The 11,893-nt window shown below is 64.5% G+C and carries 10 protein-coding genes and 1 pseudogene; 10 read left to right on the top strand and 1 reads right to left on the bottom strand.

Annotation, left to right across the window (positions count from 1 at the left end):
* Positions 1 to 135 precede the first annotated feature (135 nt).
* Entirely contained in the window at positions 136 to 678 is a 543-nt protein-coding gene (locus QMZ05_RS38280; protein ID WP_353705467.1) for a tripartite tricarboxylate transporter TctB family protein, read from the top strand.
* A gap of 22 nt (positions 679 to 700) precedes the next feature.
* Positions 701 to 2,212, top strand: a complete 1,512-nt coding sequence (locus QMZ05_RS38275; RefSeq protein ID WP_212015837.1) for a tripartite tricarboxylate transporter permease — start codon at positions 701 to 703, stop codon at positions 2,210 to 2,212.
* A 4-nt stretch (positions 2,213 to 2,216) separates the two neighbouring features.
* Here QMZ05_RS38275 and QMZ05_RS38270 read toward each other — a convergent pair whose 3' ends face one another.
* Entirely contained in the window at positions 2,217 to 3,410 is a 1,194-nt protein-coding gene (locus QMZ05_RS38270) for a CoA transferase (RefSeq protein WP_353705466.1), read from the bottom strand.
* 291 nt (positions 3,411 to 3,701) lie between these two features.
* Between QMZ05_RS38270 and QMZ05_RS38265 the strand changes: the two genes are divergently transcribed.
* From QMZ05_RS38265 to QMZ05_RS38230, 8 genes and pseudogenes are all read left to right on the top strand, one after another.
* Positions 3,702 to 5,255, top strand: coding sequence for an oligosaccharide flippase family protein (locus QMZ05_RS38265; RefSeq protein ID WP_353705465.1), 1,554 nt, complete (start codon positions 3,702 to 3,704; stop codon positions 5,253 to 5,255).
* A gap of 2 nt (positions 5,256 to 5,257) precedes the next feature.
* Positions 5,258 to 7,096, top strand: a complete 1,839-nt coding sequence (asnB, locus tag QMZ05_RS38260; RefSeq protein ID WP_353705464.1) for an asparagine synthase (glutamine-hydrolyzing) — start codon at positions 5,258 to 5,260, stop codon at positions 7,094 to 7,096.
* 3 nt (positions 7,097 to 7,099) lie between these two features.
* Positions 7,100 to 8,197, top strand: a complete 1,098-nt coding sequence (locus QMZ05_RS38255; protein ID WP_353705463.1) for a glycosyltransferase — start codon at positions 7,100 to 7,102, stop codon at positions 8,195 to 8,197.
* A 42-nt stretch (positions 8,198 to 8,239) separates the two neighbouring features.
* Entirely contained in the window at positions 8,240 to 9,082 is an 843-nt protein-coding gene (locus QMZ05_RS38250; RefSeq protein WP_353705462.1) for a methyltransferase domain-containing protein, read from the top strand.
* A complete protein-coding gene (locus tag QMZ05_RS38245) occupies positions 9,061 to 9,648 on the top strand; it encodes a DapH/DapD/GlmU-related protein (RefSeq protein ID WP_353705461.1) in 588 nt (195 codons plus the stop codon). The genes QMZ05_RS38250 and QMZ05_RS38245 overlap by 22 nt, the downstream gene beginning before the upstream one ends.
* Positions 9,638 to 10,489 (top strand): class I SAM-dependent methyltransferase, encoded by an 852-nt coding sequence (locus tag QMZ05_RS38240; RefSeq protein WP_353705460.1) that lies wholly within the window; start codon positions 9,638 to 9,640, stop codon positions 10,487 to 10,489. The genes QMZ05_RS38245 and QMZ05_RS38240 overlap by 11 nt, the downstream gene beginning before the upstream one ends.
* A 3-nt stretch (positions 10,490 to 10,492) precedes the next feature.
* Entirely contained in the window at positions 10,493 to 11,425 is a 933-nt protein-coding gene (locus QMZ05_RS38235; protein WP_353705459.1) for an NAD(P)-dependent oxidoreductase, read from the top strand.
* A pseudogene (locus QMZ05_RS38230) lies at positions 11,422 to 11,893 on the top strand (glycosyl transferase); the annotation flags it as partial. The gene QMZ05_RS38235 and the pseudogene QMZ05_RS38230, both read left to right, overlap by 4 nt.

The raw sequence follows: 11,893 nt of genomic DNA, 5'->3' as shown, positions 1-11,893 counted from the left end.
GTCCTCAGTGCGGATCGTGCTGCGCTTGCGAGCGCATTTCCCGAACGTTCCAAGGTTAGCTGAAGGCTGCATTGACGTTGATTGCATCAGCACGCTATCCCAATCGTTGCCTTCGCAACCCAGACCGTCTCGTCCATGTCCAACACAGAACTTGAGATCGTCGTCGACGATCCGACCGCGCCAGAAGACAATTCGCCTCCCGTCGTCTCCACCGGCGTCGTTGACGTCATCGTTTCGCTGCTGCTGCTCGCGCTCGCAGTGGTGCTCGGCTGGGACAATTGGCGCACGGGCGCGTCATGGGATTCGACCGGACCGCAGCCGGGCTATTTTCCGTTCTATCTCTCGGTGATTCTCGGCGCCGCCAGCCTCTATGGCCTCGGCGCCGCCTTTGTCTCGCGCCGGGAAGCTGCCGAGACCTTTGTCACCCGCGCCCAGTTCCGGCGAGTGATGGCGGTGTTCGTGCCGACCTTCCTGTTCTGCCTCGCCACTCAATATCTCGGCCTCTATGTCGCGAGCTTCCTCTTGATCGCGGGCTTCATGCGCATCGTCGGCAAGATCGCACTATGGAAGTCGCTGCTGACCGCCTTCATCTTCACCGCGGCGATGTTCGTGACCTTCGACATCGCATTCGATGTCATCATGCCGAAGGGGCCGCTCGAAGCGGCCTTCGGCTACTGAGCGATCGACAGGATTTCGAAACATGGAAGCCTTCGGTCTCTTGCTGCACGGCTTTGCCGTCCTGCTGACGTGGAAGACGCTGCTGCTGATGATGGTCGGGCTCGTGCTCGGCATCTTCGTCGGCGTGCTGCCGGGGCTTGGCGGCCCGAACGGCGTCGCGATCCTGCTGCCGCTGACCTTCACGATGGATCCGACATCCGCCATCGTGATGCTGTCCTGCATCTATTGGGGCGCGCTGTTCGGCGGCGCCATCACCTCGATCCTGTTCAACATCCCCGGCGAAGCCTGGTCGGTCGCGACCACCTTCGACGGCTATCCGATGGCGCAGCAGGGCAGGGCGGCCGAAGCGCTCACCGCGGCGTTCACCTCGTCCTTCATCGGCTCGCTGGTCGCGGTGCTGCTGATCACCTTCCTCGCGCCGATGATCTCGTCGTTCGCGCTGAAGTTCGGTCCGCCGGAATTCTTCGCGGTCTATCTCCTGACCTTCTGCTCCTTCGTCGGCCTCGGCCGCGAAGCCAAGCACAAGACGGTCATCTCGATGTCGCTCGGGCTGCTGCTCGCCGGCGTCGGCATGGATACGGTGTCCGGGCAGCTGCGCATGACCTTCGGCTCTGCGGAGCTGTTGCGCGGCATCAACTTTCTCGTTGCCGTGATCGGCCTGTTCGGCATCAGCGAGATCCTGCTGACGATGGAGGAGCGCCTGGCGCTGCGCGGACATGCCGCCGGCATCTCGCTCCGCGTGGTGCTGTCGGTGTGGAAGGACCTGCCGAAATATTGGGTGACGCTGCTGCGCTCGTCCGTGATCGGCTGCTGGCTCGGTATCACGCCGGGCGGCGCGATCGCGGCGTCCTTCATGGGCTACAACCTCGCCAAGCGCTTCTCCAAGGATCAGGAGAGCTTTGGCAAGGGCCGGATCGAGGGTGTGTTCGCGCCGGAGACCGCAGCCCACGCCTCGGGCACTTCGGCGCTGTTGCCGATGCTCGCGCTCGGCATTCCAGGATCAGGGACTGCGGCGATCCTGCTCGGCGGCCTGATGGTGTGGGGCCTCAATCCGGGCCCGCTGCTGTTCGTCGAGCACAAGGATTTCGTCTGGGGCCTGATCGCCTCGATGTATCTCGGCAACGTCGTCGGCCTGGTGCTGGTGCTGACCACCGTGCCGATCTTCGCCTCGATCCTGCGCGTGCCGTTCGCGGCCGTCGCCCCGATGATCGTTGTGTCCTGCGCGATCGGCGCCTACGCGATCCAGAACGCGATGTTCGATATCTGGCTAATGCTGGGCTTCGGCGTCGTCGGTTACGTCTTCAAGAAGATCGGCATCCCGCTCGCGCCATTCACGCTTGCTCTGGTGCTCGGCAGCCGCGCCGAGGACGCGTTCCGCCTCTCGATGATCGGCTCCGGCGGCGACATGAAGGTGTTCTGGTCGAACGGCCTCGTCGGCAGCATCACGACGCTGGCGATCGTGCTGCTGTTCTGGCCGGTGATCGATCGGGCCTTTGCCGGCGTCGCGCGTCTGCTGCGGCCGGCAAAGGCGTGAGGCGTCAGACGACCTTGCGCTGGCGCAGCTCGGCGATCTCGTCCTTGCCGAAGCCGAACTCGGCCAGCACTTCCTCGGTCTGCTCGCCGAATTCCGGCGGCCGCGCCGCCATCTTGCTCGGCGTCCGCGACAGCGTCACGGGCTGGCTGACCAGCTGGATGTGCCGATTCTCGTCGTTCGGCACGCGCTGGGCCATGCCGAGATGCTTGACCTGGGCATCCTCGAACATCTGGTCGATCGAGTAGATCGGCCCGCACGGCACGCCGGCAGCGTTCAGCTCCTCAACCCAGGTGTCGGTCGACTTCTTCTCGGTCAACACGTTGATCCTGGCATTGAGCGCATCGCGGTTCTTCGAGCGCGCCGGTGCGGTCGCGTAATCGGGGTCGGTGATCAGGTCGGGCGCGCCGATCGCCTGGGCGCAGCGCTCCCAGATCCGCCCGCCTGTCGTGGCGATGTTGATGTAGCCGTCGGAGGTCTTGAACACGCCGGTCGGGATCGAGGTCGGATGGTTGTTGCCGGCCTGCTTGGCGACTTCCTTTTCCATCAGCCAGCGTGCCGCCTGGAAATCCAGCATGAAGATCTGCGCCTGCAGCAGCGAGGTCTGCACCCATTGGCCTTCGCCGGACACATCGCGTTCCAGGAGCGCGGTGAGGATGCCGATCGCACAGAACAGCCCCGCGGTGAGGTCGGCCACGGGAATGCCGACCCGCATCGGGCCTTCGCCGGGCGCGCCGGTGACCGACATCAGGCCGCCCATGCCCTGCGCGATCTGATCGAAGCCCGGGCGCTTGTGATAGGGGCCGTCCTGGCCGAATCCGGAGATGCTGCCATAAACGATCTTCGGATTGATCTTGCGGATGCTCTCATAGTCTATGCCGAGCTTGGCCTTCACGTCCGGCCGGAAGTTTTCGACCACGACATCGGCCTGCTCCGCCAGCCGCTTGAACACCTCGAGCCCCCTGGGGTCCTTCAGGTTCAGCGTCATGGCGCGCTTGTTGCGGTGCAGGTTCTGGAAATCGGATCCGCCGCGCGGGCCGCCCGGCTGTTCGCCGCCGCCGTCCTCCAGCAGCGCATCGATCTTGATGACATTGGCACCCCAGTCCGCGAGCTGGCGCACGCAGGTCGGCCCGGACCGGACCCGGGTCAAATCCAGCACGGTGAAGCGGGACAGGGCTTGGGATGCGCGGGGAAAGGGCATTGAGACACCTCTTGTTTGGCGGGCCGCTGTGGGGGCTATTGCTCACCTGCCATAGACAATTTGGCAGGTCTTTCCAACTGTTACCCTGATAACAAACCTCCGGAAACGAACAGTCACGGTTCCGCGAAAACCGGCTCTGCGTCGGCTGCTATTCGAGCCTGCCCACACCTGCGCGCCCGCCAACCCTCGACAATCGCTGTGCTGGCTGCTAGCCCGTCGCCTCACCGAATGGGTTTTGCCCTTATGGAAGAGGGACTTGAGGCGTTTTGACGTGATGGACCGAAAGCGGGCATGGCAGTGAAGAGAGGTCCGTCCCATCTGCTCGGCAACTCGGCATGGAATGCGACTGCGTTTGCGGTCGCGGTTCTGCTCAATCTTGCGATTCTCCCGTTCGTGATTTTCCGGCTCGGCCTCGCCGCGTTCGGCGTTGCGGGTCTGGTGACAGCCTGCGTCGCGCCGGCGCTGATGTTCAGCAATGCGCTTGGCCTCTCGACGGCGCGCGAACTCGCGCAAAGGTTGGAACCGTCCGATCGCGACGAGGCGCGGCGGTTCTTCGCGACCGCCCTTGCGCTCGCCATCGCCGTGGGCGGCCTGATCGTGGCCTTGCTGATCCTTGCGGGCGCGCCGCTCGCGCGGTTGGGATTTCACCTCGGCGGCCCGGCTGCCGAAGACCTCGGACTTGCCTTCGCAGTGGCCGGCGCTGGCTGGCTGTGCCAGTGCGTGTTTGCGGTCTTCCTTTCGCTGTTCACGGCGCGCCAGGATTACCGGCGGATTGCGTCGATCAGCATCACCGGCACGGTCGTGACGACCATGTCGATGCTGCTGCTGATTCCCTATGCGCCGCGTGCCTCGACCTTCCTCGGCTGTCAGGCCCTGGGCTTCGCGAGCAATCTCCTGATGGCCTTCGCCTGGTCGCGGCACGCGATCAGCGACTGGCTGGCCCGTCCGGCGGTCGATCGCGGCGCGCTGCGCGCCCTGGTCAAGCTTGGCGGCTGGCAGGTCGCCGCTCAAAGCGGCGCGCTGTTCGCCGGACAGGCGGACCGCTATCTGCTCGGCGCGCTGCTGCAGCCACAATTCGTTGGATTCTACAGCGTCGCGCAGCGGCTGGAGGAGGCGGTCTATATCGGCGTGTTGAAGATCGGCGAGATATTGTTCCCGTTCTTCAGCACGCTGCAGAAGGAGGATGACGATCGCAAGGTCGACCTGCTGCTGCGCTCGTCCTGGATTCTCAACGTGCTGGCCGCGAGCGCGCTGGGTGGCCTGATCCCGGTCGCTGGCGCGTTGCTGTATCGATGGACCGGCGCCGAAGTCGCCGCCGAGGCGCAGCTGGTGCTGGTGGTGCTTGCGATCAGCGGAATATTGGGCTCGAGCGCCAACGTGTTCGCGTACTATCTGCTGTCGCAGGGCCGCTCCAGTTCCAATGCGCTGATCTCGCTCGTCACCGGTATCTTCACGCTGGCGACCAGCGCTGTCGCGTTGCCGTATTTCGGCTGGCAGGCGGCCGGCTGGAGCTCCTGCGTCGGCATGCTCGCCCAGATGGTGATCACGGTGCTGCTGCTCAGGCGAACCTTCCGGCTTTCAGCGATGTGGTCGCGGATGCTGCATTTCGTCCTGATCCCGCTCGGCACGGGTATCGCCGTTGCGCTGGCGCTGCGCTCGCAGCTTGGCCATGTGTCATTCGACCACGCGCCGTCATGGTGGTATGTGGTGTCGCTCTACGGCGTGTCGGCGGCGGCGATCTTTGTCGCCGCCATCGCCGTGTCGCAGCTTGGTCCTTATCGCGCCGTCTGCTGGCGCGATCTTCGTATCATCATCACCCGCTTCTTGCCCTTGAAGGCTGTCTAGACATGTGCGGCATCGCAGGCATCGTCAATCTGCGCGGCGCGCCCGTGGAGCCGGCCGACATCTCGCGGCTCACCAGCCTGATCGCGCATCGCGGGCCGTTAGGTGAGGGCACCTGGTTCAGTGCCAAGCGAAACGTCGCCTTCGGTCACCGCCGGCTTGCGATCATCGATCCCGGCGAGGGCGGCTATCAGCCGATGGCATCAGGCGATGGCCGCCATGTGATCGTCTACAATGGCGAGATCTACAACTTCCTCGAATTGCGTCGCGAGCTCGAGGCGAAGGGCACAGTCTTCCGCAGCCAGTCCGACACCGAGGTGATCCTTGCCGCCTGGCAGGCATGGGGCGAGGACATGCTGCTGCGCTTCAACGGCATGTGGGCGCTGGCGATCTACGATACGACGACGGACGAGCTGTTCCTTGCTCGCGATCGCTTCGGCATCAAGCCGCTGCTGTATGCGATGTCGTCCGAGCGGTTCGTGTTCGCATCCGAGCAGCGGGCGCTGGCGCGGAGCGGGCTGGTCGAGACCTCGCTCGACATCGACGTGGCGCGGCGGCTGCTGCTTGACCCGTTCGGCATCGAAGGCAGCGAACGGACTTTGTTCGCGCAACTGCGTCGCCTGCAGGGCGGGCACTGCATGTGGCTGCGCCAGGGGCGGGTGCAGGTGCGGCGCTGGTGGCGGACCGTGGATCATTTGCCTGCGATCCCGCAAACCGAATCCGAACGCGTCGCGCGCTTTCGCGACCTGTTTCAGGATTCCGTGGCGCTGCGCATGCGCAGCGATGTTCCGATCGGGACCTGCCTGTCCGGCGGCTTCGACTCGTCCGCGGTGATCTGTGCGATGGCGAGCCATGAGAAGGCCGGCATGGGACCGCGCGACTCGACCGCCTGGCGGCACGCCTTTGTCGCGACCTTTCCCGGTGCCAGCAATGACGAACGGCCGATGGCGGAGGAAGCGGCCGCGTGGGCCGATGTGGCGCCGAGCTTTCTCGAGATCGGGCGTTCCGATGCGCTCACTGACCTCGACCGGATTCTCGACGACAATGACGATGTCTATATCGGGCTGCCAAGCGCGCCGTGGCTGATCTATCGCGAGCTCCGCCGCCAGAACGTCACCGTGTCGCTCGATGGCCATGGCGCGGACGAGTTGATGGGCGCTTACTTTCAAGAAGGACAGTCGGCCGCGTTCCGGATCCGCAACGCAGCGGCTGCGCTCATGTCGCGATCGCAGCTGGCGCAGCGCGGCATCGACTTCTTGCGCGCGCAGGTGATCAGCCGCCAGGGGCGCTATTTCCTGCGGGGAGGCCTGACAGCGATCCCCGCAGCGTTGCCGCTGGTCGCCGAGAATGACGAACTGCCGGGTACGTGGGGCGCGCTGAACCGGCGTCTCTACCGCATGTTCCACTCGACCACGCTGCCGACCATTCTGCGTAATTTCGACCGGCTCTCGATGGCGCACGGGATCGAGGTGCGCATGCCGTTCATGGACTGGCGTCTGGTCACCTATACGATGGCGCTGCCGGAAACGAGCAAATCGGCCGATGGCATGACCAAGGTGATTGCACGTCAGGCGATGACAAACCTGATGCCCGAGAGTATCCGCACCGCCCGCCGCAAGGTCGGATTCAATTCGCCAATGCCGGAATGGCTGAATGGACCGTTGGCCGGTTGGACCGCGGAGCTGCTCGATCGGAAGGTCCCGGCCTTTGCCGAGTTCGTCGACGAAGCACCGCTCCGAAAGGCGGTCGGCCACTTGACGGCAACGCAGAGCTGGGATTGGGAATCCGTCGGCCGGATCTGGCCATACCTGAACATGAAATGGATGTTGGCGAGGACCGCGTAACCGATGCGTCTGTTCCAGAATAGCGGTCTTTATCCGTCTTATTTGCCGAGGCTGAACCAGCTTGCGGCGAAAGCGTCGACCTTCGCCGCGCGTCGCGACGTGTTCCTGCATGATCGCTTCGGCGCGGCGCATTTCCTAGAGCCCGTACTCGACGGCGCACCTGAAGCCTTTTTCACCAATGCCGACGACGAAGTGCTGCAGCGCCAATGGGCGCGCGAGCAGGGCATGCAGGGGACGCCGACGCTGGAAGCCATTTTGCTCGCGCAGATCGAGCATCACAGAACCGAGGTATTCTACAATCTCGATCCGGTGCGTTATCCCACTGCGTTCGTCGCCAAGCTTCCCGGCTGTGTGAAGAAGACCTTGTGCTGGCGCGCGGCGCCTTCCGGCAATGCCGACCTGACCGCCTATGGCGCGGTGCTTGGAAACTTTCCCTCGATCCTTGAGGCGTGGCGCAGCAAGGGCTGCCGGGCCGAGCTGTTCTTCCCTGCGATCGATCCCGTGATGGAGCAGTACGGCCACGGCGAACGGCCGATCGATGTGGCGTTTGTCGGTGGATATTCGCGGCATCACAGCGCGCGGGGCAGGACGCTCGAACAGGTCGCGGCGCTGGCCGCCGATCGCAACATCGTGTTTTGCCTCGATGCATCGCGGCTGACGCGGCTTGCCGAAAGCGCGGTCGGTCGGTTGCTGCCGCTAGGCAAGCACCGGAGGCCCGACGTCATCGCGCGAATAGCGCGGCTGCCGTTGTTCGGCAGGGACCTCTACGAATTGTTCGGATCCGCCAAGATCGTGCTCAACGGCGCAATCGACATGGCCGGCAACGATCGCGGCAACATGCGCTGCTTCGAGGCGATGGGCTGCGGGTCGTTGCTGGTGTCGGATGCCGGCAACTACCCAGAGGCGATGCTGGACGGCGTCACGATGCGCACCTACGACGCGCCCGAAAGGGCAGCCGAGGCGATTTCAAGCAGCCTGCAGGATTGGCCGCAATGGGCCGGGATCGCCGCATCCGGCCGGCAGCGCGTGCAGCAGACCTACAGCAAGGCCTCGCAATGGGCCCATTTTATCGATCTCGTCGCGCGGATTGAGCCGTGCTAGACGGGGCACAGAGCCGGCCAGAGGGCGGGCGATCGGGCCGGAATGATGTCTGCAAGTGACTTGATCCATCAATTGAAATGGGTGGCCGACGGGCTTGCCGTGCCGCTGTTCAGGTTGCGGCCGCGGCCGTTCGGCCCGGGCTATCAGACGGTCAAGCGCGATACGATCACCGCGGCCATCGATGCCGGCCTGCTTCAGGCAGGAAAGGAGCTTCCGCCCGGCTACGGCGTCGCCATGGACGAGCGCGTGGTGGAATATCCCTGGGTCTATGGCCGATTGAGCAGCGTCGGCAAGATGCTGGACGCTGGATCGACCTTCAATCACGATTTTCTGCTGCAGCGTCCGCCGTTGCGCGGCGCGGACCTCACCATCATGACCCTGGCGCCGGAGCGGCGGTGCTATTGGCATGATGGCTACTCCTATGTGTTCGGTGATCTCCGGAAGACGATGTTCGGCGATCAGGTGTTCGACACCGTCGCCAGCATTTCGACGATCGAGCACATCGGTCTCGACAACCAGATGCTGTACACGGGCGACCCGCGCGACGCCGAGACCGATCGGGACGGCTTCGTTCCGGCGGTGAAGGAGTTCAAGCGCATCCTTAAGCCCGGCGGGACCTGCCTGATCTCCGTGCCGTTCGGCAAGCGCGACAATCTTGGCTGGTACCAGGTGTTCGATCTTGCGATGATCGAGCGGATCATCGAGGTATTCGGCGCGGCCTCTCACCATGTCGACTATTTCGGATATTCGCGGCAGGGCTGGTCGCGCCAGAGCGCGGAGGCACTCGCTGACGCCACCGTCTTTGACATCCACACCGGCAAGGGGCAGGGCAACGACCTTGCGGCGTCGTCGCGCGCCGTCGCGTGCCTGCAGCTGACGGCATGAATGTCGATTACCTGATCCAGCGTCTGCTTGGGCGCGCGACTTGCCGCTTGCAGGCAGACGCAGCGCTCGGCCGCCATGCCAGGATCAGGAACATCCGCGGCGATTCCGACAAGATCGTCGTCGGCCGCAATAGCCGCATCCTGGGCGAACTCCTGACCTTCGCGCATGGTGGGGCGATCAAGATCGGCGAGTGGTGCTACGTCGGCGAGGGAACCCGGATCTGGTCGGCTGCCTCGATCGAGATCGGCAACCGCGTTCTGATCTCGCATTCGGCCAATGTTTTCGACAATCTCACGCACCCGCTGCGGGCAGCGGAGCGGCACCGGCAGGTCCAGCAGATTTTCACGCGCGGCCATCCGAGCGACATCTCGCTGGATGAGAGCCCCGTCCAAATCTGCGATGATGCCTGGATCGGTGCGGGCGCGATGGTCTTGCGCGGTGTCACGATCGGGCAGGGTGCAATCGTCGCGGCCGGCGCGGTCGTGACTAGGGATGTCGCGCCGTTTACGATCGTGGCGGGCAATCCCGCGGTGCTGGTGAGGGAGCTTGGCCCCGATGAACGGTGAGCGCAAGTTTACCACCTGGGAGGAAGCGGTGGTCTGGCTGCGTAATCAGCCGGAGCAGCGCCAGCTCGTGCTCGACGCATTCTACGACGATCCGCTGGTTGGCGCCGCTGAGCGCTATTTTCAGAGTTCCGAGTGGCAGGCAGTCGCCGCGCTGCTGGCCGGGCGTGCCGGCACTGCGCTCGACGTCGGCGCTGGTCGCGGCATTGCGAGCTACGCGCTCGCCCGAACCGGCTTTGCCGTGGCAGCGCTGGAGCCGGACCCCAGCGCGATCGTGGGAGCGGCGGCGATCCGTGGCCTGGCGCAACAGACGCAATTGCCGATCCAGGTGGTCGAGGAGTTCTCCGAGCGGCTGCCATTCGACGATGCGACGTTCGATCTCGTGTTCGCGCGCGCCGTGTTGCATCATACGCGCGATCTCGACGGCGCATGCCGAGAGATGTTTCGCGTGCTGCGGCCGGGTGGCATGCTGATCGCGGCGCGCGAGCATGTCATCAGCAAGGAAGCGGACCTGCCGCAGTTCCTTGCGCAGCACCCGTTGCATCATCTCTACGGCGGCGAGCATGCCTTCCTGCTCGATCGTTACACCGGTGCGCTGACCACCGCAGGATTCTCTGCGATCGACACGCTGGCGCCGCTGCAAAGCCCGATCAACCTGTTTCCCTATACGCTCGAGACGCTGAGAGCGGCGATCGTGACGAAGCTTTCGCAAAAAATTCCGGTTGCTCCGCTGTGGCGAACTGCTCTCGCCTCACGGCGGGTGTTTGGCTCGCTGCTGTCGATGGCCGAACGTTTCGACAATCGGCCGGGCCGGCTCTACTCCTTTGTCTGTCACAAGGCCTGAGCGATGATCGTCTGGATTACCGGCGCGAACGGGTTCATAGGCCGCCATCTCGCCCACGAGCTGGCAGGGGCAGGCCATGCGGTGCATGGCGTCGGACACGGGGCGCTTGACGCAACCGAAGCCCGGCGGCTTGGCTTGCAGAGCTGGATCAACGGCGAAATCGATGCGGCCAATCTGAACGCGCTTGCGGCAGCGCACGGGCTGCCGACGCGTGTCTTCCACCTGGCCGGCGGATCGTCTGTCGGCGTCTCGATCGAGCGGCCGTTCGAGGATTTTTCGCGGACGGTTGCGAGCACTGCGCGGCTGCTCGAATGGCTGCGAGGATCGGCGCCAGACTGCGCAGTGATCGCGGCGTCGAGCGCGGCCGTTTACGGCGCCGATCATGTCGGCTCGATCGCTGAAAGTGCCGTCGTCACTCCGATGTCGCCCTATGGGCAGCACAAGTTGATGATGGAGCAGTTGTGCCGGAGCTATGCGCGGTCGTTCGGCTTGCACTGCACGGTCGTGCGGCTGTTCTCCGTCTATGGGCCCAATTTGCGCAAACAATTGCTCTGGGACATTTGTTCGCGCCTCAACGCCAAGGAGCAGGTGCTCACGCTCGGTGGGACCGGCAACGAGATACGCGACTGGACCGATGTTCGCGACGTCGCGAGGTTGCTTGCAAGCATTTCGGAAGCCTCGTCACCACAGGAGGCCTTCCGGGTCATCAATGGCGGTTCGGGCCGCGGGACGAGCGTTGCCGACATCGCCACGGGCCTCATCGGACAGTGGGGTGGCAAGACGGTTGTGCGGCACTCGGGGGTCAGCCGCCCCGGTGATCCCTTGAGCCTGTTGGCCGACGATGCGATGCTGCGTCAGATCGGATTTGATTGGCGCATTCCGCTCGATCAGGGGCTCGCCGACTACGTGGCCTGGTTCAAGGGGCAGGCTTCGTGACGCCGCGTCCCCTGCGGTTCGCGTTCAGTCACATTTCACGGCGGCTATGGGCCGGCGGCTACAATTATCAGCGCAATCTGTTCGCGGCGCTCGACCGGTTCTTGCCCGGCGAATTCGTCCCCGTCGTCTTTGCCGGGACCAGGGCCGAAGAGAATGAACTCGCGGAGCTTGCCGCGGTGCCAGGCGTCGAGATCGTTCGATCGGAAGCGTTCGACGGACAGCCAGGCCTGGCTGCGGCACTCGCGCTAGGTCTGGACCGGGGAGCTGCGGCGACGTTTCACTCCGCGCGCGTGGATGTTGTGGTCGAGGCCGCGCGCTTCTTCGGCTGGCGGCTGCCTGTCCCTGCAGTGGCGTGGATTCCGGATCTGCAGCACCGTTCGCTGCCTCAGCTGTTTCCAAGGACCGCACGCTGGCGCCGTGAGATCGGCTTTCGCGTTCAGATCGCCTCGGGGCGAACCATCATGCTGA

This window comes from Bradyrhizobium sp. INPA03-11B (assembly GCF_040446015.1).
Taxonomy (GTDB): Bacteria; Pseudomonadota; Alphaproteobacteria; order Rhizobiales; family Xanthobacteraceae; genus Bradyrhizobium; species Bradyrhizobium macuxiense_A.
This window is presented reverse-complemented; position numbering and strand designations above follow the sequence as displayed.

Excerpts from the sequence above, each read along its gene's own strand:
- QMZ05_RS38280 (WP_353705467.1), top strand. The coding sequence starts at position 136 with ATGTCCAACACAGAACTTGAGATCGTCGTCGACGATCCGACCGCGCCA.
- QMZ05_RS38275 (WP_212015837.1), top strand. The coding sequence starts at position 701 with ATGGAAGCCTTCGGTCTCTTGCTGCACGGCTTTGCCGTCCTGCTGACG.
- QMZ05_RS38270 (WP_353705466.1), bottom strand. The coding sequence starts at position 3,410 with ATGCCCTTTCCCCGCGCATCCCAAGCCCTGTCCCGCTTCACCGTGCTG.
- QMZ05_RS38265 (WP_353705465.1), top strand. The coding sequence starts at position 3,702 with ATGGCAGTGAAGAGAGGTCCGTCCCATCTGCTCGGCAACTCGGCATGG.
- asnB (WP_353705464.1), top strand. The coding sequence starts at position 5,258 with ATGTGCGGCATCGCAGGCATCGTCAATCTGCGCGGCGCGCCCGTGGAG.
- QMZ05_RS38255 (WP_353705463.1), top strand. The coding sequence starts at position 7,100 with ATGCGTCTGTTCCAGAATAGCGGTCTTTATCCGTCTTATTTGCCGAGG.
- QMZ05_RS38250 (WP_353705462.1), top strand. The coding sequence starts at position 8,240 with ATGATGTCTGCAAGTGACTTGATCCATCAATTGAAATGGGTGGCCGAC.
- QMZ05_RS38240 (WP_353705460.1), top strand. The coding sequence starts at position 9,638 with ATGAACGGTGAGCGCAAGTTTACCACCTGGGAGGAAGCGGTGGTCTGG.
- QMZ05_RS38235 (WP_353705459.1), top strand. The coding sequence starts at position 10,493 with ATGATCGTCTGGATTACCGGCGCGAACGGGTTCATAGGCCGCCATCTC.